This is a genomic window from Mesobacillus sp. S13, from assembly GCF_020422885.1.
Classification (GTDB): domain Bacteria; phylum Bacillota; class Bacilli; order Bacillales; family Cytobacillaceae; genus Mesobacillus; species Mesobacillus selenatarsenatis_A.
The window spans coordinates 3,547,783-3,568,063 of the sequence record NZ_CP084622.1; the positions used below are offsets into that span (position 1 = coordinate 3,547,783).

The 20,281-nt window shown below is 43.4% G+C and carries 20 protein-coding genes and 1 other annotated feature; of the genes, 1 reads left to right on the forward strand and 19 read right to left on the reverse strand.

The annotated features are described in order from the left end of the window. Positions 1-81 precede the first annotated feature (81 nt). Together LGO15_RS18150 and LGO15_RS18155 are read right to left on the reverse strand one after the other, a co-directional pair. Complete coding sequence (locus tag LGO15_RS18150; RefSeq protein ID WP_167832736.1) at positions 82-1,167, reverse strand: M42 family metallopeptidase; 1,086 nt, start codon at positions 1,165-1,167, stop codon at positions 82-84. A gap of 75 nt (positions 1,168-1,242) precedes the next feature. Next, positions 1,243-1,734, reverse strand: coding sequence for a dUTP diphosphatase (locus tag LGO15_RS18155; RefSeq protein WP_226085462.1), 492 nt, complete (start codon positions 1,732-1,734; stop codon positions 1,243-1,245). Positions 1,735-2,408: 674 nt separating this feature from the next. Between LGO15_RS18155 and LGO15_RS18160 the strand changes: the two genes are divergently transcribed. Next, positions 2,409-2,810: a sigma-w pathway protein ysdB gene (locus tag LGO15_RS18160; RefSeq protein WP_167832734.1), complete on the forward strand. Its 402-nt coding sequence runs from the start codon at positions 2,409-2,411 to the stop codon at positions 2,808-2,810. A 59-nt stretch (positions 2,811-2,869) separates the two neighbouring features. Here the strand turns inward: LGO15_RS18160 and LGO15_RS18165 are convergent, their stop codons facing one another. The 17 genes from LGO15_RS18165 to polA form a co-directional block, all read right to left on the reverse strand. After that, positions 2,870-3,442 carry a TVP38/TMEM64 family protein gene (locus LGO15_RS18165; protein WP_226085463.1) on the reverse strand — a complete coding sequence of 191 codons (573 nt, stop codon included), beginning with the start codon at positions 3,440-3,442 and terminating at the stop codon, positions 2,870-2,872. Between the two features lie 57 nt (positions 3,443-3,499). Then, positions 3,500-3,775 (reverse strand): DUF1294 domain-containing protein, encoded by a 276-nt coding sequence (locus tag LGO15_RS18170; protein ID WP_318999794.1) that lies wholly within the window; start codon positions 3,773-3,775, stop codon positions 3,500-3,502. Positions 3,776-3,971: 196 nt separating this feature from the next. Continuing rightward, positions 3,972-4,331, reverse strand: a complete 360-nt coding sequence (rplT, locus tag LGO15_RS18175; RefSeq protein WP_102263819.1) for a 50S ribosomal protein L20 — start codon at positions 4,329-4,331, stop codon at positions 3,972-3,974. A 37-nt stretch (positions 4,332-4,368) separates the two neighbouring features. Next, entirely contained in the window at positions 4,369-4,569 is a 201-nt protein-coding gene (gene rpmI, locus LGO15_RS18180; RefSeq protein ID WP_023627047.1) for a 50S ribosomal protein L35, read from the reverse strand. Between the two features lie 16 nt (positions 4,570-4,585). Then, positions 4,586-5,089 carry a translation initiation factor IF-3 gene (gene infC / locus LGO15_RS18185; protein WP_214704778.1) on the reverse strand — a complete coding sequence of 168 codons (504 nt, stop codon included), beginning with the start codon at positions 5,087-5,089 and terminating at the stop codon, positions 4,586-4,588. Positions 5,090-5,220: 131 nt separating this feature from the next. Further along, positions 5,221-5,347, reverse strand: a sequence feature (ribosomal protein L20 leader region). Positions 5,348-5,889: 542 nt separating this feature from the next. Further along, on the reverse strand, positions 5,890-7,821 hold the full coding sequence (gene thrS, locus LGO15_RS18190) for a threonine--tRNA ligase (protein WP_167832732.1): 1,932 nt from the start codon (positions 7,819-7,821) through the stop codon (positions 5,890-5,892). A gap of 359 nt (positions 7,822-8,180) precedes the next feature. Continuing rightward, positions 8,181-9,056 (reverse strand): sporulation protein YtxC, encoded by an 876-nt coding sequence (ytxC, locus tag LGO15_RS18195; protein ID WP_226085464.1) that lies wholly within the window; start codon positions 9,054-9,056, stop codon positions 8,181-8,183. A gap of 134 nt (positions 9,057-9,190) precedes the next feature. Beyond that, positions 9,191-10,123 (reverse strand): primosomal protein DnaI, encoded by a 933-nt coding sequence (dnaI, locus tag LGO15_RS18200; protein WP_167832730.1) that lies wholly within the window; start codon positions 10,121-10,123, stop codon positions 9,191-9,193. A 5-nt stretch (positions 10,124-10,128) separates the two neighbouring features. Continuing rightward, positions 10,129-11,538 carry a replication initiation and membrane attachment family protein gene (locus tag LGO15_RS18205; protein ID WP_226085465.1) on the reverse strand — a complete coding sequence of 470 codons (1,410 nt, stop codon included), beginning with the start codon at positions 11,536-11,538 and terminating at the stop codon, positions 10,129-10,131. Positions 11,539-11,668: 130 nt separating this feature from the next. Continuing rightward, the gene (gene nrdR / locus LGO15_RS18210) at positions 11,669-12,130 is read right to left on the reverse strand and encodes a transcriptional regulator NrdR (protein ID WP_102265147.1); all 462 of its coding nucleotides are present in this window, start codon (positions 12,128-12,130) and stop codon (positions 11,669-11,671) included. Positions 12,131-12,256: 126 nt separating this feature from the next. Then, positions 12,257-12,661 (reverse strand): hypothetical protein, encoded by a 405-nt coding sequence (locus LGO15_RS18215; protein WP_226085466.1) that lies wholly within the window; start codon positions 12,659-12,661, stop codon positions 12,257-12,259. Positions 12,662-12,767: 106 nt separating this feature from the next. Further along, positions 12,768-13,148, reverse strand: a complete 381-nt coding sequence (speD, locus tag LGO15_RS18220) for an adenosylmethionine decarboxylase (protein ID WP_041967626.1) — start codon at positions 13,146-13,148, stop codon at positions 12,768-12,770. A 398-nt stretch (positions 13,149-13,546) separates the two neighbouring features. Next, positions 13,547-14,578 carry a glyceraldehyde-3-phosphate dehydrogenase gene (locus LGO15_RS18225; protein WP_226085467.1) on the reverse strand — a complete coding sequence of 344 codons (1,032 nt, stop codon included), beginning with the start codon at positions 14,576-14,578 and terminating at the stop codon, positions 13,547-13,549. 395 nt (positions 14,579-14,973) lie between these two features. Then, the gene (coaE, locus tag LGO15_RS18230) at positions 14,974-15,582 is read right to left on the reverse strand and encodes a dephospho-CoA kinase (protein ID WP_226085468.1); all 609 of its coding nucleotides are present in this window, start codon (positions 15,580-15,582) and stop codon (positions 14,974-14,976) included. 25 nt (positions 15,583-15,607) lie between these two features. Next, positions 15,608-16,240: a sporulation membrane protein YtaF gene (gene ytaF, locus LGO15_RS18235; protein ID WP_226085469.1), complete on the reverse strand. Its 633-nt coding sequence runs from the start codon at positions 16,238-16,240 to the stop codon at positions 15,608-15,610. Between the two features lie 238 nt (positions 16,241-16,478). After that, the gene (gene mutM / locus LGO15_RS18240; RefSeq protein ID WP_226085470.1) at positions 16,479-17,309 is read right to left on the reverse strand and encodes a DNA-formamidopyrimidine glycosylase; all 831 of its coding nucleotides are present in this window, start codon (positions 17,307-17,309) and stop codon (positions 16,479-16,481) included. A gap of 38 nt (positions 17,310-17,347) precedes the next feature. Next, the gene (polA, locus tag LGO15_RS18245) at positions 17,348-19,978 is read right to left on the reverse strand and encodes a DNA polymerase I (RefSeq protein ID WP_226085471.1); all 2,631 of its coding nucleotides are present in this window, start codon (positions 19,976-19,978) and stop codon (positions 17,348-17,350) included. Positions 19,979-20,281: the final 303 nt, after the last annotated feature.

The window sequence follows — 20,281 nt, forward strand, 5'->3', positions numbered from 1 at the left end:
TTTATCCTTGATCCTTCGAAAGCCTTATTAGCTCAATTAGTGGATAAAAAAGAGGAAGCCGTCGGCTCCCTCTTTTATTGCTTATTCAAAAGTGATTTTTTCAACTGTTTCTTTATCAAGACGTTTGATGACTTCTACGATCAGCTTTACAGCGTTCTCGTAGTCATCGCGGTGAAGCATTGCTGCGTGTGAGTGAATATAACGTGTTGCAATCGTGATGGACAGCGCTGGTACACCGCGATGTGTCAGGTGGATCGCACCAGAATCCGTTCCACCGCCAGCTACTGCATCGAACTGATATGGAATGTTCATTTCATCAGCCAGGTCTGTGACAAAGTCACGAAGACCTTTGTGAGATACCATTGATGCATCATAAATGATGATTTGCGGACCGTCACCCATTTTGCTGAGTGCTTCTTTTTCCGTAACGCCAGGAGTATCGCCGGCAATTCCCACATCAACACCGAAAGCGATGTCAGGCTGAATCATTTGCGCAGAAGTTTTCGCGCCGCGAAGGCCGACTTCTTCCTGTACTGTTCCAACGCCATATACCACGTTTGGATGTTCTGCATCTTTAAGTCCCTTCAGGACATCGATTGCGATTGCACAGCCGATTCGGTTATCCCACGCTTTCGCAAGAAGCATTTTTTCATTGTTCATGACAGTGAATTCGAAGTAAGGCACGACCATGTCGCCAGGAGTGACTCCCCATTCTTTTGCTTCGTCACGGCTTGAAGCACCGATATCGATGAACATATCCTTGATATCGACAGGCTTTTTACGTGCTTCTGCAGGAAGGATGTGAGGCGGTTTAGAACCGATGACCCCAGTGATTTCTCCTTTGCGGGTAACAATTGTCACGCGTTGTGCAAGCATGACCTGGCTCCACCAGCCGCCAACTGTCTGGAAGCGGATGAACCCTTTGTCATCGATGCTTGTCACCATGAAGCCCACTTCATCCAGGTGGCCGGCAACCATGATTTTCGGGCCATTTTCATTTCCGACTTTCTTAGCAACAAGGCTGCCCAGTCCGTCAGTCGTTACTTCATCAGCGAATGGAGTTATGTATTTCTTCATTACTTCTCTTGGCTCACGCTCATTGCCGGGAATGCCTTTGGCATCGGTTAAATCTTTTAGCATTGTTAATGTTTCGTCTAATTTCGCCATTATTTCGACTCCCTTAATATGTAGTTTCGTAACCTATTATACTAGACATACGGGCTATTGTACAAAAAATTCTGCCTAATAGCCTTTTCGCTGCCTCTCATAATTTACTTCATTTTTCTTAATATATGCCTGCTCAATTTGATCCTCGTTCAAACCAAGCAGCTGGGCAAGCTTCAGATAACTTTGGAATAAATGGACGTAATCTTGTTTGCTGCGGCTGCCCCTGAATTTCTGTACGTACTCGTAAATAGCAAGGAACTGCTTGGTAGTGTCCTGCTCATCCAATTGGATTTGCGGGATTGTCTCCATTTCCTCAAAACCACACTCAATCCCCAAGGATAATATAAAATGCACTCCATCCACAAATTCCTCAAGGATGATGTTCTTTTCGGAGGCAGGCTTCACACTCCAAAACTTGAAACATCTCGTCTCGTTCGCAAGTTCGCCAATTTCAACAAGCAGCGCGAGGACCTTTCTGTCAAAAAGATCTTCCTGCTCTAAATTATGCTGGGATTCAATATGGCCATCCAGCGCTTTTTGCATTTCAAAAAGTGTTTGTGTATTCATTGTTCAGCTCCATTTAGTCATTTTAGCATTTAAAAGAGTTCTGCCTCTGGATTAAGACAGGTATAGCATGTTTCTTTCCACACCTGTCATGATTACGAGGTTTTCTTGACAGCTTTTCCTTGTTTCCCTTCAAACCTGTCACGATTACGAGGTTTTCTTGACAGCTTTTCCTTGTTTCCCTTCAAACCTGTCACGATTACGAGGTTTTCTTGACAACTTTGCCTGGTTTCCCTTCAAACCTGTCACAATTCCGCGGGTTTCTTGACAGCTTTTCCTTGTTTCCCTTCAAACCTGTCACGATTACGAGGTTTTCTTGACAACTTTGACTGGTTTCCCTTCAAACCTGTCACAATTCCGCGGGTTTCTTGACAGCTTTTCCTTGTTTCTTTCCAAAGCTGTCACGATTACGAGGTTTTCTTGACAGCTTTGCCTTGTTTCTCTTCAAACCTGTCAAGATTACGAGGTTTTCTTGACAGCTTTTCCTTGTTTCCACCTATACCTGTTCGAGCTCGAGCTTACTTACGACAGCTTCTCATTGTTTCCCCTTTAAAATGGATCTAACCTCTACCCGCAATCATCCTCCGCATAAAAAAAGTATAAAACAATTATAAAATTGTTGAAACTATTTGCAATCTCATCCGTAAATAAGGAAAGTTCGCATTGGAGGGGCAGTCATGATCCTGCTTTTACGTATTATTATCTTGCTTTTATTTATTTTTCTCATATACAGCGCCGTGAAATATTTATTCCATCCGAAAAGAAAGTTGGAGCTTGCTCATGAGCAGAAGCGCTATTTCTTATTGGATGATCCAGACAATGTCCGGAAGAATTTCTTATTAACATATAAGGGTGTTTTATTTGAAGGCGAAAAGTACTTAGGCACAACTCCGTCTGCTTTTGAGGTTGTTTCGATTTTCATTTGGCCTAAAAAGACGTCTGCTTTGAAGGGGCTTGTCCTCGAAGATTTTCAATTCATTGAACGGAAAATCCGTGAGAGCTACCCGGTCGCCAAAATCGACTGGAAAAGCCCGATCAAGGAGTTCATGGCAAATCATGACGAGGATCAGGAATTATAGAATAAAAGCGTCCGATCGATACCGGACGCTTTTTCTTATGTCTTCAAACTCATATAATTCTATGGTCTACTTTCAAAAAACTCACGCCACTTAATGAATGTTATTTTCTCTCGCAACAAATACGCTAACAGCATAAAGACACTCATCAAAATGAGACCTGTTATTGTGTCGAATTCTCCGATATATTCCCCGAATATTGTATAAAAAATAACGAACGGAATATTCGCAAGGAAGGAAGCAAACATAAAGTCTTTGAAACTACTTTTTCGCTCATAAAGGCAGAAGCTTAGCAACTGATAGTGAATCACCGGCACGAGCCTCAAAAGTGCAACCTGAGCAACGGTTAAATCCCTGAAGCGGCCTACCAGCCTTTTCTTCAGCCTGCCCAGCTTATTCATCATCTCAGGAATCTGTCTCACTAAAAGGTAAAACAATATACTTGCTCCCGACAAGCCAAGCAGTGAATAAACGATACCGGGCACCACTCCAAATATCAATCCTCCCGCAATACAGACGACTGCAGGCGGCACGAACACAAATTGGCGGAAAACATGAAACAAGATGAATATAACCGGCGCATACCAGCCACCAGCTTCGATCACGACCAGAAGCATCGACCACGCATCATCCATTCTTATCACCTGCCCGCGAGTCTCTGATGCTACTAGCATATAAAATCAACCAAGCTGTTATGCCAAAAGCTTAAATATATATGTAAATAGACCAATCTCAATAATAGCCAGAATCGGCAGTCCATATTTGAACTGAGCATGCTTCGTCTTATGCCTGTAATGCTTCATCCCTGCCGCTGCACCGATTGCCCCTCCAAGAAAAGCAATATTCCATAATGTTTTCTCGCTTATTCGATAATGATTGTTCCTTGCACGCTTTTTATCCATTCCCATGATGAAAAAGCCCGCAAGATTCATGATGATGATCAAAACTGCTAAAATTGACAATTCCACTTCTCCACGTCCCCTTCAAGTTCCTATGAACCCATTATATCTAAAAAAAGGCTGTTCTGGCTCTGGCTTTTGTATTCAAACAATTACTTCTGCTCTGGAAGCATGACGATGATGTTCCTTAAATTTCAAATACCCTTTCGTTCAAAGGCTACACAAAAATAAAAAACCACTCTCAGCTAGAGAGTGGTTTGCTTGATTACTTGTTGAATTGTTGCTTTGCTGTTTCAGCCAATTGAGCGAATGCTGCTGCATCGCTTACTGCTAGTTCAGCAAGCATCTTGCGGTTTACTTCGATACCTGCAAGCTTAAGGCCGTGCATCATACGGCTGTAAGAAAGACCGTTCATGCGAGCTGCTGCGTTGATACGAGCAATCCAAAGTTTGCGGAAGTCGCGCTTCTTCTGGCGACGGTCGCGGAATGCATACATTAGGGACTTCATAACCTGCTGGTTAGCAACTTTGTATAATGTATGTTTTGAACCGAAATAACCTTTTGCTAATTTGATGACTTTTTTACGACGCTTGCGCGTAACTGTACCGCCTTTTACACGTGGCATGTAATTTCCCTCCTATATAAATCGAGATTCCTCGAGTTTACTTAATGTTGTCAAGCATGTGACGAATACGTTTGAAATCGCCTTTTGAAACGATTGCAGATTTGCGAAGCTTACGCTTAGCTTTTGTAGACTTGTTAGCGAATAAGTGGCTAGTGTAAGCGTGTGAACGCTTAAGCTTGCCAGTTCCAGTTTTCTTGAAACGCTTGGCAGTGCCGCGGTGTGTTTTCATTTTTGGCATAGGGACTTCCTCCTCGTTACTTTTCAGTTTTAGGTGCTAGTACCAAGAACATGCTTCGGCCATCCATCTTTGGATGTGATTCGATTGTCGCTACCTCTTTGCAAGCTTCAGAGAAGCGATCAAGAACACGCTGACCGATTTCCTTGTGAGTGATAGCACGGCCTTTAAAACGGATTGATGCTTTAACTTTATCGCCTTTTTCCAGGAACTTGATAGCATTGCGCAACTTCGTGTTGAAGTCATGCTCATCAATTGTCGGGCTAAGACGTACTTCTTTGGTTGTGATGATTTTTTGGTTCTTACGTGCTTCTTTTTCTTTCTTTTGCTGTTCGAACTTGAATTTTCCGTAGTCCATGATTCGGCCTACAGGAGGCTTCGCGTTCGGAGCAACAAGCACAAGATCAAGATTGACGCGCGCTGCGATCTCAAGAGCCTCAGCTTTGGATTTGATTCCTAATTGCTCGCCGTTTTGATCGATCAGACGAATTTCGCGAGCACGAATTCCCTCGTTTAGTAACATCGCATCTTTGCTAATAATTAGCCACCTCCAGGGTTTTATCGAATACATTGTCAAGGAGAAGAAGTACATTGCAAGGACAAAGCCTTGCCTTGCTCACACAATGACATACGATATAGTCCAATTTTTATTTTGCAATAAAAAAAGTGCAGGCGACGACACCCACACTTACGGAAACAAAATAATTAGACGTTTACGTATTACCTGCCAACAGCTTAAAGGCGTCAGCCAGGTGAGAAGCGGGTGCTTCTTCTTTCCTAAAACTTGTATTCAGTTCACTCTTGCTAATATAGCATAAAGAAATTGATGTGTCAAACGAATCACTTTCGTTAACTGCAACAAAAAGTATTTTATCAGATAGAAATACATGCTGCAATACTTTTTTTCAGGCATAATTAAATTTATCCGTAAAAAGTATGTCGCGGAATCATACTATTTGATTGTTTGTCACTGCCTAATGGCTTGTTTCTTGCTATAATTATTGGTAGAAATAGACAAGAAAGCTGGTGTTCAAATGTTGATCGCGATTATCATCACTGGTGTGGTCACTGGACTGCTCGCAGGTACTGCATTGAAATTTTTTAGGACTGGCTATGGTTTTTCCAATGATATTGACAATACGCCCGTTAACATAAAATCCTGCCGGAATTGCGGTGAAAGGATCCAGCGCAGCTATACAAAAAATTTATGTCCAACCTGTTCCAAACCTATTGAATAATTCCATAAAAATAAGAGGAGCCATCTGGCCACTCTTATTTTATATCCGGCTTAAGCGCCCAACTCTCGAATCGCTTCCGCTTTTCCTATTTCTTCGCTTCCTTCCTGAATGACTCCAGGAATTCATCAAAGGCGATTGTTTCGGATTTCTGTTCGCCGTATTTACGGACGTTGACTGCTTTGTCAGCAACTTCATTGTCGCCGACAACGAGCATGTAAGGGACTTTCTGCATTTGTGCTTCGCGGATCTTATAGCCGATTTTTTCGTCACGGCCATCGATTTCAACGCGGAAGCCTTCTGCTTTAAGCTTCTCTTTGATTTCTTTTGCATAGTCATAGTGGACTGCAGGTGAAACCGGGATGATTTGTGCCTGAACAGGAGCCAGCCAAGTCGGGAACGCCCCTTTGTATTCTTCGATCAGGAAGGCTACAAAACGTTCCATTGTCGAAACAACACCACGGTGGATGACGACAGGACGATGGTGCTTGCCATCTTCACCGATATAAGTCAGGTCAAAGCGTTCAGGAAGCAAGAAGTCCAGCTGGACAGTTGACAGAGTCTCCTCTTTGCCAAGTGCAGTCTTGACCTGGACATCAAGCTTCGGTCCGTAGAATGCCGCTTCGCCTTCAGCTTCAAAGTAATCAAGCCCCATTTCATCCATCGCTTCCTTCAGCATGGCTTGAGCCTTTTCCCACATCTGGTCATCATCGAAGTATTTCTCTTTGTCTTCAGGATCACGATAAGACAGACGGAACGAATAATCATTCATGTCAAAATCCTTGTAGACTTCAAGTACAAGCTCGACAACGCGTTTGAACTCTTCCTTGATCTGGTCAGGGCGGACAAAGAGGTGAGCATCGTTCAGAGTCATGCCACGTACACGCTGCAATCCAGCCAGTGCGCCGGACATTTCATAGCGGTGCATTGTTCCCAGCTCGGCAATCCTGATCGGAAGCTCCCTATAGCTGTGAATGCTGTTTTTGTACACCATCATATGGTGCGGACAGTTCATAGGTCTTAGAACCAGCTGTTCATTTTCCATTTCCATGACCGGGAACATGTTTTCCTGATAGTGATCCCAGTGGCCGGAAGTTTTATAAAGCTCGACACTTCCCATTACCGGAGTGTAAACATGATCATAACCTAGACTTACTTCTTTATCGACGATATATCGTTCGATGATGCGGCGGATTGTCGCACCTTTTGGAAGCCAAAGCGGAAGACCCTGACCGACTTTTTGAGAGTTAGTGAATAAGTTAAGTTCTTTTCCAAGCTTGCGGTGGTCGCGTTCCTTCGCTTCTTCCAGCAGCCTTAAGTGCTCTTTCAAGTCTTCTTTCTTGAAGAAAGCAGTACCGTAGATACGCTGCAGCATCTTGTTATCACTGTCGCCTCGCCAGTATGCTCCGGCAATGCTCAGCAATTTGAATTCCTTCAGCTTTCCAGTTGATGGAACATGGACGCCGCGGCAAAGGTCAACGAAATCTCCTTGCTCATAAAGAGTCACTTTTTCATCAGCCGGGATTGCTTCAATCAACTCAAGCTTATACGGATCGCCAAGGTCTTTGAAAAACTTCACTGCCTCTTCTCGGCTTACTTCTTTGCGGACAATTTCGATGTTCTCATTGATGATTTTCTTCATTTCCTTTTCGATTTCCGGTAAATCTTCCGGTGACAAGGAATGTTCCATATCGATATCATAGTAGAAGCCACCCTCGATTACTGGCCCTACTCCAAGATTAACATCTTTATAAAGGCGCTTGATTGCCTGTGCCATCAAGTGCGCAGAACTGTGGCGCAGGATTTCCAGTGCCTCTGGATGGTCCGGAGTGACAATTTCAATCGCTGCATCCTCTTCGATTGGTCTTTTGAGATCATATGGCTGACCATTGACCATACCGGCAATGGCTTTCTTCTTCAGGCCCGGGCTGATTGAGCTGGCAATATCTTCAGTTGTTGTGCCTGCCGGAAACTCCTTCACTGCTCCATCTGGAAACGATATTTTTAACATGTCTGCCATTGGCTTTTCCTCCTTTTAAAATGTGGCGCGTTTTTTTGGCGCAAAAATAAAAAAACCCGTCCCTGAAACAGGGACGAGTTTGATCACACGTGGTTCCACCCAATTCCCATTCATGCGCAAAATCACGCAGAAATGGCTCTGGTTGCGGTAACGGCTTCTGCCGCCAGCCAATACTTGCCGAATAGGCGTTCACAGCTGGAGTTCAGAGGTGGTAAGCGTTTCTTTAGTGTTAGGAAGTTTTCAGCCTAGCCTTCCCTCTCTGCAAACCTTTCAAGAATGCCCATGTCCTCATCATTACATTTACTATTGATTTAGTATGTACGTAATTATAGTTTGTAATGTTTTGAAAATCAAGTGGGCTATTGTATATTTTCACGATTCTCTTTAAAAAAATTTGATCTTTGATCATGAAAAGCAGTAACTGAGCTGACTTTGACTCGTTCTTCAAAAAGATTGATGATTGTCCGCACCAACGGCTGGTGAGGATCATCAGTATATAAATAGATCGTCTCAGGTGCAATCGACAGCAATGGAGCAATCGTCCCGGAATCCACATAGACAGGGTGATTGACAAGCAGCTTGCGGTCAATACTCCTGAACAACTCACTGCGCTTCATTTCTGTAAATTGTTGATTGTAAAAGACCATATTCTCCTCAATCACCAAATATAAGTGGGACATCTGCGGTTTTCGATCCTCAAGGAACCCCCTCAATGTATGCAGGAAAACCTGGTACTCCTGTTCCATCTTATATTCATCAATCGCAATTTCTACCCATTTGGAAAGCTGCTCAGTATAGCCTCTCAGCCTGAACATCACAAAGGAATCAAAAGAGAATGAAACTTTTTCATTGAAAATTTCATTGATACAGCTCTGGATGACCCCTTGTTCCTCGACACCTTCCATGAAAGGAACTAGTTCTTTACGGTTGCCTTCGATGACGGAATAAATGATATCCAGGATATGATCCTGCTCTTCACTATCACTATAACAATAGGATTCTGCCAGGATTCCCCTAAGCCAGTCATCACGTTTCACCTTTAAAATAAATTCATAAACACTCTTTTTGAGAAACGGCAATTTTTCCTTTTTATAAAACTCTTCTGGAATAAGCACTCTATTTCGATCTTCATTAAGAAGAATTGAATTCGTTTCCTGCCACGAAGCAAGCCTGGTAACTAAATGCTGATACAAATTCCAGGCATCCTGCTTTTTTTGGAAGATGATTTCAATCAACCATATCCCCCCTCTTAAATAATCCCTGATTATATATATGGGGGACTTGGACAATTTAGAAGTATCCATATGATGTATAAATGGTTTTAGGTGCAAAAAAAATGCGCCGCAGCTTGATTAGCGGCGGCACATTTTTATATTCTGCGATTTTTGCCTTCAACTTTTACCGGCTCAGCAAGATATCTAATCCGTTCCATGATCCTTGCCGCCTTCAATTGTTCTTCTTCTCCCCGCTGGCTGTGTGTTAAATGATGCTCCAGTCCTTTAAGGTCGAAGTTAGAAGTAAAGAAAGTAGGAAGGTTCTCAAGCATCCGGAACTGCAGGATGGTCCCGAGGATTTCATCCCTTGCCCAGCTGCTCATCGTTTCTGCTCCTATATCATCGAGCATGAGCACATTTGCTTTCTTGATTGCTTCCAGCTTGTCATTGACAGTATGGTCGCCAATTGCATTCTTCATTTCCCTGAAAAATTCCGGCACATACACAATCAAGGAACTGATTTGTTTTTGTGCAAGTTCATTGGCGATGGCACCAAGCAAGTAGGACTTCCCAGTACCGAACGGGCCATGAAGGAACAATCCCTTTTGCTTTTGGCCAGCCTCATAATTCTCAACAAAGTCTTTGGCCATCTTGATTGCCTTAAACCGTCCAGCGTCATCCAGCTCGATATCCCCGAACGATGCCTTCAAGATTTCCTTAGGCACAAAAATGCTATTGATCAGGCGTGCATTCTTTTGCTGCTCATCATGCATGACCTTCTTCTTGCAGCGATCATATTTTATGTCAATGAAGTTTCCTTTTATGAAAAGCTCCGGTTCGTATCCCTTGATCATGTTCTTGCAGCTCGCGAGGCTCTCGCAATCTTCACAGCCTTTACTCTGGTTGGAAAACTCATATAGCTTTGACATACTGCCGTCAAGCATTTCCCGGGTGATATAATCCGCATTCTCATCCAGGAATGCCTTGATATGCTTATCCTGCATGACCTGCCTCTTAATCGCTTCATAGCGCTCCTGGAAATTCTGGTTATTCGCCAGTTTCTTCAACGTTTCATTAATGTTTTGCAAAAGGATCACCTCCCAGATTTGAATTTCTTCAGTTCTTCTTCAAGCTTTTTCTTTTCTATTTCAAAATCAGGATTTGCATTTGAGCCAGTTTGATCTTGAGGTTCATCCTCGTTCTTTTTCCCAAACCAATCCGGCAATACTTCCTTGCGGACAGGCTTTCTTTTTCCGGATGACGAAGGTGTTTTCTTGCCTTCTGCCCATTCCAGATACTGCTTGTGTTCGCTTTTCGCCAGCTGCATCGCATCCCTGACCGTCGAGATTTTTTTCCGCGACCAATGGCTGGCAATCTTTTCGATATACCCTTTTGTCAGCTTCATATCCGTCTTGAGCATAACATATTGAACTAAAACATTCACGACTCCCGGCAGGAGCTTTTGCTTGAACATAACCTCTTCGATAATCTGCAGATCCCCTTTTGATGGCTCAGCACCACCAGTAAGATCGATCAGCAGCTGGCGAGGGGAGGTTTTTTCAAGATAAACGACCAATTCCTCTTCTTGCGTTCTGGGTTTCTCGATCCCGGCTTTATGCTGGAATGGCTGTGTCCTGTCCAGAAGTGAAGGAAGCTGGTCCTGGTGCTCAAATTGATACCAGTCACGGGCTGCCTTTCGCAGTTCCTCAATATCGATGTCATTTTCAGCGTTTACAGCACCCAGGACGATGTTCTTCATCTTAAGGGCATCAATTCCATAAAGAAAGGCTAGGTTGCTGATTGCTTCTTTAACCTTCGAGGTAAAAGCCTTTTTGGGTATGAGAGATTCTTGAAGTCCTCCCAAAAGCAAGTCAAAGTTGAACTCAGCAGGATCGATCTGTATTTTAGCAGCTTCCTCCCTGCCAATAAAAACATTGCCTTCCTCCGCTTCCATGTCGGCAGCTGAATCTTCATTATGGATGAGTGCCTGAGGAGGTACAGACAGGAACACGTCCTGGAACGCTTTCGTAATTTCCTCATATCCAGGCTCTGAGTCAGCCCTTTTATCGCTGAAAAATCGCTTGAGCCTCAAGAACTGATTTTTGCCAACCTTGCGATATAAATAGACATTCAGCATGCCATCCAGGAAGAATTGTTCAGGAGTCAGGGGCGGCTGCAGTTCATAAATGAATGAACGCCCTTCCTCTTCATTTCTGACATAGGTCTTCAGCAATCCCATGCCTTCAAGCTTCTGTCGGGCATGGTAAATATCCTTCAGGTTCATATCCATGATTGTCATCAAGTTATGGTGTGTGACAGGCTGGGACCAAAGCCGGTTTTCTTCCAATTCCGCCCATAAGGTCATATAAAGGCTTAAACAAGCTGGCCCAATCAAAGGCTGGTATAAGAAAGTGAGCACCTTGCGATCGTAATCATGCAATAAGCCGCCGGACGAAACAATATATTGGTCCACAGGCAAAGTCTCCTGCCAATGCTGAGCCATCCTATTCCCTCCATTCTAAATTGTAAAAAATAACGTTGTTCCTAAATCGTTTTAATAAACAGCCTTAAAAAGAGCTGAAGTTCCCTTCAGCTCCTTCAGGATTGTAATGGAGACCGCAGAACTCCAGCTTTTATGATTGTTCTTTCTTCAATAACTCCTTCAATTCATCAATAAAGACATTGATATCCTTGAATTGGCGGTATACAGATGCGAATCGGACATAGGCGACTTCATCAATTTTAGCCAGCCTGTCCATCACCATCTCTCCAACGGCTTCGCTCTTAACTTCTGAAACTCCGTGGCTGCGAAGTTCTTTTTCTACTTCAGAAACCAAATCTTCAAGCTCCTTCAAAGCAACTGGCCGCTTTTCACAGGCTTTGATCAAACCGCGAAGGAGTTTTTCCCGATTGAACTCTTCACGAGTACCTTCTTTTTTCACGACAATCAACGGAATTTCTTCAACCTTCTCAAATGTGGTAAAGCGAAATCCGCAAGCTTCGCATTCGCGCCTGCGTCGAATTGATCGGCTATCATCAACCGGTCTTGAATCAAGAACCCGGGTAGAGTTATTTTGGCAAGTTGGACATTTCATCTCGATCAGCTCCGAATATTTTGAAATATGGAAATAGCGAAGGTCCATTCACTTTTTCCATCAATACGTCCCTAAGCATTATCCTAATATTATCTTATTAAAAAGATTGGAACGGGACAAGAGGAACTATCGATTCCCGTATTTGCCTGAACCAATGAATGTATGTGTGGAGTCCAGTTTTTCATAAATCTTCACCAGTTCCTGCTTCAAAGCAGGGTTGATGCCTCCCAGAGAAAATTTCTCCGTGGAGATATGTAAGTCGACCGCTGTCTCGAACGGTTTTGTCGTGATCACCGTGGCAGTTAAAAAAGCAGTAAGCTTCCCTGTTAACTCGGCTGATATTTCTCCATGTTCCTTTGAAACACTCGTAATCTTGTATGAAGAGTCCGCCTTCAGCAAGTCTTCAACTGTTGGGAACATCTGGTTGAAGTTCGTTTTATAATAATGCGTTTTAAGCTGATCATCCCTGTTGTTTTCACTTGTCCCGCTGAACTTCTCGTACCGTCCTGATATGGATTTTAATAAAGACATCAAAAAATCCTCCTGCAAGTTATTTCTATTAACAGTTTACCTTATTTACAGGTAAATTAAAAAGAGGTGTATCGCTACACCTCTTGTGAATTTTTCATATTTTCAATTATAGAGCTTTTGCTTGTGCTTGCTTCACATGCACAGGACCCATGCCGCGTGGAATTTCGATATTCTCACGAGTTTGAGCGCCAAGAGCTTCTGCAATATAGTCAGCTGCAATGTTAGGATCAAGATCGCCGCAAGTGTATACATCGATGCTAGCGTATCCGTGTTCTGGGAAGCTATGAATAGTTAAGTGAGATTCAGAAATAATGACAACTCCGCTTACACCTTGTGGCGCAAATTTGTGGAAAGCCACCTCGCGGATTTCAGCACCCGATTTCAATGCTGCTCCAACAAAAGTTTGTTCAATAAAATCCATATCATTCAATTTTTCAAAATCGCAACCCCAAAGTTCAGAAATTACATGACGTCCCATTGTTTCCATATTAAATTTCCCCCTCTAACAATATTAGAATGAAATCCTTAGCTTCAATGGTATCTTAACTACCACGGGGGAAAGTTAGTCCAGAGAGGTCCTAACCCTTTAAGTAGCCAATTGGTACCGTTATTAAGAAGTTCACGATGACTAGTATACTTTGTTTATATTTTTTTTGCAACACATGAAAACAAATTTTTTTCGTGATTTTTAAGCTTATATTCTTATAGTTTCTTAGATAGCTATCCCATAGCTTTTTCGAGGGTCTGACACTAAGAAAAACCTTTGCATTTCACACCGTGATCTTCGTTTGCCGATAGCAAAAACAGATTGAACATTATATGAAAATAAAGACCAGAACAAAAATAAAAAGCCTGCCAATGAGCAAGCTTTTTACGGTTTTGAAGTTATCCTACTTTTACAGTTGCAGAATTAGACATTTCATGTGCTACATGCTTAGTCAGGTCGACAACCCTGCTGGAATAGCCCCATTCATTGTCATACCAGGCAAGAACCTTTACCTTGTTGGCTCCAATGACCATTGTAGACAGGCCATCAATGATCGCAGAATGTTCATTCGTGTTAAAGTCGATTGAAACAAGCGGATCTGTCGTGATATCAAGAACGCCTTTGAGCTTTCCTTTTGACGCTGAGTAGAATGCGTCATTGATTTCGTCCACTGTTACCTCACGCTTCAGGTCGACAACCAGGTCAACGAGCGAAACATTCGGAGTAGGTACTCTCAGCGCCATGCCATGCAGCTTTCCTTTAAGCTGTGGAAGCACAAGTGAAAGTGCCTTCGCTGCTCCAGTTGAAGTTGGGATGATGGATTGACCGCAAGAACGAGCCCTGCGCAGGTCCTTGTGCGGGTTATCGATATTATTCTGGTCATTCGTATACGCATGCACAGTCGTCATCAAACCGTTTTCGATTCCGAAAGTATCATCAAGAACTTTCGCAACCGGTGCCAGACAGTTTGTCGTGCACGAGGCATTCGAAATGATATCGTGTTCTTCAATATTTAATGCGCTTTCATTTACACCCATAACGATCGTGATGTCCTCATTTGTACCAGGTGCTGTCAAAATGACCTTCTTTGCGCCAGCGTCAAGGTGTAGAGCAGCCTTGTCACGTGAGTTGAATTTCCCTGTAGCTTCTATGACGATATCAATCTTCATTTCCTTCCATGGAAGCTCAGCAGGATTTCGATTGCTTAATAGCTTAACAGTCTTTCCGTTCACAATCAGGTGATCGTCAGCCGGAATCACTTCTCCAGCAAATTGTCCGTGAGTAGAATCATATTTTATTAAATGCGCCAGAGTTTCAGCTGGATAGCTAGCATTTATAGCAACTACTTCAAGATTTTCTTCAAGAATGGCTCTTCTGAATACCATTCTTCCAATTCTCCCAAAACCGTTAATCGCAATTTTCGCCTTCATTGTACGGCCCCTTCCGAATTAGTGTTATACTCAATAACCCTTTGTATGGTATTAGTATAACATATTAAAAATTATTTGTGATAAATAAATGCACACATTTAAAATATAAAATAATTCTGATAATAACATTCATTTTCGAGATGCAGACATTTTAGCCTTACCCGGATTAATTAGTTCAAACAAGAATCATAATCGGGCTCTTAAATTAGACTGTTGATTTCCGTTCCAGGCACTTCGCTTTCCGCGGGGCTGGCGCTGAGCCTCCTCGCCGCTGGCGTCTGCGGGGTCTCACCTGTCCAGCTAAGCCCGCAGGAGTCTTCGTGCCTTCCACTCCAATCAACAGGAGTTTAATATCAGCATTTTCTAAGACAAAGACACTTATAAAAAAAAAGAGCCTACTCGGCTCTTAAAACTTTCCATTCACTTAAAATTTTCATCAGCTGCTGCTTCGATTCTTCGATGCTGCCGCTGTTATCGACCACTGCGTCCGCCAAATCAATTTTGTCCTTCAACGGCATTTGTGAGTTGATCCTCGAATAAGCTTCCTCTTCCGAGAACCCGTTCCGCTTCATCAACCGTTCCAGCTGTGTTTGCTCATCAACGAATACGACGATGATTTTTTCGACGAGACGTGTCAGCTTGCTTTCAAACAAAAGCGGGATGTCCAGAACAACTGCTTTTTCATCGGCCGCCTCAGCTTTTTCTCTTTTCTGTGCCATCCGCTCCCTTACGGCGGGATGGACAATTGAATTAAGCAGCATCCGCTTCTCTTCATTGTTAAAAATGATTTCACCCAACTTAGTTCGGTTTATCGTACGATCTTCTTCTAAAATTTCATCGCCAAAATGGCTGACAATATCATTGTAAGCTTTTTCTCCTGGTTCAACAGCAAGCCTGGCTTCGATATCTGCGTCGATCACCGTGATGCCCATTTCAGTGAACATAGCGGATATTGTACTTTTCCCGCTTGCTATACCTCCTGTCAATCCGATAACTAATGACATTCTCACTTTATCCTTTCAAGGGCCATTATAGCTTCATAAGCCCGATTATGATCAATAAGATACCTGGTACAAAAGAAAACCTTTGCATCCATCCACTCTCCGAAAAATAACTGCCCATTCTCATTCCTGCATACACAAATAATGAACTCATGCAGGCAACCGTCAATGCCAGATAACCCGGGGAGAAGCCTAGAAATGCTGCCCCTACCCCTGCACCGAATGCATCTAGCGACAGAGCAAGACCTAGCATGACAGCTTCAATTCCATTGATGGTACCCGATCTGTCAAAATCAGCTGTCATTGGCTTTTTCAAAATGTTGATAACAATCCCAAGTGATTTGATTTCAAGATTCAGGATGATTTTTTCGTGACAGAGCAGATCTGTTTTGTCTTCACGGAAAAATTGGAACAAGACCCATCCGCCTAAAACGATCAAGACAGTGCCACCCAGTGTCTCTGCCATTCCTGGTGATAAAAAGCTCTCGAGAAAATGCCCGATCATCATGGCAGCCATCAGGACGACAGCCGAACATATCGCTATTACAGTTATCGATTTAATCGGTATTTTCATTTTCCGTAATCCATACGTTAACCCTACACTGAAACTGTCAAGGCTGACAGCGAATGCAAGTAAAAGCAGGGAAATTGTTTGTGCCATAAACTGAGCTCCTTCCTGTCAATCGCTACGTTAGTATATGGAAGGAGCCCAAATATGGTGAGAAAATCAACAAGCCAATATACAAGAAAAGCGCAAGCGCCTTGGTCAGCCCCGACAAGCGCTGGAGGGCCGACCAGTGAAGTCGTTCTTTGACTTCATTGGGCGGACCGAAGCGACTCGAGGGGCTAGGCGCTGGAGCTGGACAATTCTCGAAGTTGAAATGATATAAATTCTCATATTATTTAAGCTTCTGGCATGACGGGCAGTAATGGGTTCCCCGTCCGCCAACGACGGTTTTTTCCAATGGTGTTCCGCATACCTTGCATGGTTCGTTTTTACGGCCATACACAAACAGCTGAAGCTGGAACATGCCAATCTGTCCCTGTGAATTCACGTAAGAACGGATGGTGCTTCCGCCTTTTTCAACAGCTTCGGACAGAGTGCTGACGATTTCCCTGTGAAGCACAGCCTCCTCTTCTGGAGTTAAGGAGTTGGCAATCCTTTCAGGATGGATCTTCGCACGGAAAAGTGCTTCATCTACATAGATATTCCCAAGGCCAACCAGCACTTTTTGGTCCAGCAGCGCCGGCTTTATTTTTCGATTCGTTTTCTTAAGTTTCCCCGACAGCCACTCCACAGTGAAATCTTCCGAAAAGGGTTCAGGCCCTAAATCGGCGAGTGGCTGAGTTTCAAACTCTTTCCCTTTTTCATAGAGGTGCATCGTGCCGAATTTCCTGACATCCTTGTAACGCAGTTCCGTTCCATCGGTAAAATGGAAAATGACATGCGTGTGCTTATCCACAGGATCCTCAGAGCTGAATAAACCGTATTTCCCCTCCATCCTTAAGTGGGAAACAAGTGCATAAACGTCCGTGTAAAGAATCAGGAATTTGCCTCTCCTGCCAATTTCTTTAATCGTCTGGCCTTTCAGCGCATCATTGAACTGCTCTACTTCACTCGGAGCTTTGATCATCTTTGGCCAGGAAACAGATACTTCTTTCATTTCTTTTCCAATTGTCAGAGCCTCTAATGTTCGCCTGACAGTTTCGACCTCTGGTAGTTCAGGCATTTAATCCCGCCTTTCTCTGTAAAAATCCTGTTGTGACACTATTTTGCGTCATACCAGGTTGGGCCATATGAGAAGTCCACCTTTAACGGCACCTTCAATTCAATGGCATTTTCCATGACCTCTGGTACTATTTTCTTCAATAGCTCAATTTCATCCTCAGGTGCTTCAAAAATCAATTCATCGTGTACTTGAAGCAGCAGTCTTGTCTTAACGCCCTCTTCACGAAGTCTCTCTGCCATATCAATCATTGCCTTCTTGATGATATCAGCAGCACTTCCCTGGATCGGCGTATTCATTGCTGTACGTTCTGCAAAGCTTCTCAGGTTAAAGTTGCGGGCCGTGATTTCCGGGATATATCGGCGGCGGTGCAATAATGTTTGGACATACCCCTTTTCCTTTGCATCCTTGACGATTTCATCCATGTATTCCTTTACTCCTGGATAGCTTTCGAGGTAGCGCTCAATGAATTCGCCAGCTTCTTTTCTTGTAATGTTAAGACTCTGGGACAGCCCATAATCGCTGATTCCGTATACAATCCCAAAGTTGACCGCCTTTGCATGCCGGCGCATATTGGAGGTGACTTCATCTTTCCCTACATTGAACACTTCCATCGCAGTCTTTGTATGGATGTCCATATCATTCTGGAAGGCATCGATCAGTTTCTCATCTCCCGCAATATGAGCGAGGACTCTCAGCTCGATTTGCGAATAGTCGGCAGCAAAGATGACCCAGCCTTTTTCTGAAGGAACAAAAGCCTGCCGGATTTTCCGGCCTTCTTCAAGCCGGATCGGGATGTTCTGCAGGTTAGGATCTGTTGAACTTAATCTTCCAGTTGCTGTTAAAGCCTGATTGAACCTTGTATGGACCTTTTCAGTCTCTTTATTGACGACTTTTTGCAGTCCTTCAATATAGGTCGACTGCAGTTTTCCTAGCTGGCGATAGTTCAGGATTTCTTCAATGATTTTATGTTTAGATGCCAATTTTTCAAGGACGTCGGCTGAGGTAGAATAACCTGTCTTCGTCTTTTTCGCTGCAGGCAGTCCCAGTTTTTCAAAAAGAATGACACCTAATTGTTTAGGAGAATTGATATTGAATTGTTCTCCTGCCATTTCGAAAATCTTTGTTTCGATTTCAGCAAGCCGGCCTTTGATCTCTTCACCCATATGATCCAGGCGATGCATATCCAATTTAACTCCCTGGTATTCCATATCGGCAAGTACCAGTGATAATGGCATTTCCAGGCTACTGAACAAATCATGCTGATCGTTGTCCCAAAGCTCCTGCTCCAGCTTCTCTTTTAACGACACAAGAACATCTGCTTTGCGCACCAGATGCTCTCCAAGGATGCTTTCTTCCGGAATTTTTCTTTTAGCACCTTTTCCGTAGACTGTTTCGTCTGCCTGCACACTCGTGAATCCATGCTGTTTTGCGATGGCTGCCAGGTCATCTGGGGACTGTGAAGGATTGATGATATAGGATGCCAGTGACACATCGAAATCAGCACCCTTCAAGTGGATGCCATGATGGCGCAGTGACACCTCAGATCGTTTCGCATCATAGACTGTTTTTTTACTAGACTCATCCTCAGCCCATTTCTTGAATTCTTCAGATTCAAGGGCTAATTTTACAGGCAGGTAGAAACTGCCATTTTCATTTACAACCCCAAAACCGATGATATCGGCATAATGATAGTTATCTTCGAGTACCTCAACATAGAACCCGTTTTCTTTTGCAAAAGTATCTGCATTAATTTTATCCAGCTGCTTGAACTCGATGTCTTCAAGATCGGCCTCGTCTGTTTCCGCAACTGCTCCCAGCTTGTCCAGCAAGGAATTGAACCCGAGCTCCTTGAACATTTTCACAAGCTTCTCATTTTCCGCACCTTCATACTCAAGCTCGCTCAGCTCTAGTCCTACAGGGGCTTCACGAGTGATGGTCGCGAGTTCTTTGCTCATGACTGCCTGATCCTTGAATTCCTCCAGCTTCTCCTTGAGCTTTTTCCCGCTGACTTGATCAATCGAATTCAATAGATGCTCAAGTGTGCCATATTCCTTCAACAGCTTGATTGCCGTCTTTTCGCCTACACCAGGAACACCCGGAATATTATCGGATGCATCACCCATGAGACCTTTCATATCAATTATCTGCTCAGCAGTCAGGCCATATTTCTCCTTGATATGCTCAGGTGTATATTCCTCAATATCAGTAATCCCTTTTCTAGTGATACTGACCGTCGTTTTGTCAGAACTTAGCTGCGTTAGGTCCTTATCACCGGATATTACCTTGGTTTCGAAACCTTCTTTTTCAGCATGCAAACTCAATGTACCGATAATATCATCCGCTTCATAGTTCTCAAGCTCATACTGCGAAATGCCATAGGCCGTCAGCAATTCACGGATAAACGGAAACTGTTCCGAAAGCTCAGGCGGAGTTTTCTGCCTTCCACCCTTGTATTCACTGAAGGTTTTATGCCTGAAGGTCGTTTTCCCGGCATCGAACGCAACAAGAATATGCGAAGGCTTTTCATCCTCGAGAATTTTCATCAGCATCATCGTAAAACCATAAACTGCATTGGTATGTATCCCTTTTTCATTATTCAACAACGGCAAAGCGAAAAACGCTCGGTAGGCAATACTGTTGCCATCTATCAACACAAGCTTTTTAGACATGTCATTCCTCCTCTATTTTAAAAAAGGCTCTGTTTATCAAGGATGTTGATTTTCGTTCCAGGCGCTTCGCTTTCCGCGGGCAGTCGGGAAGCCTCCTCGGCGCTTTAAGCGCCTGCGGGGTCTTCCCATGACTTGCTGATCCCGCAGGAGTCTTCGCGCCTTCCACTACAATCAACAGGAGTAAAAACATCATTGGCTTTAACAGAGCCTAAAAGAATATCCAGTTCCATACACATTTCCATTGCATGATTTTTATAGAAAAAAACCGTTAGATTCCTTTCTATTTTATCATGAGAGATGATA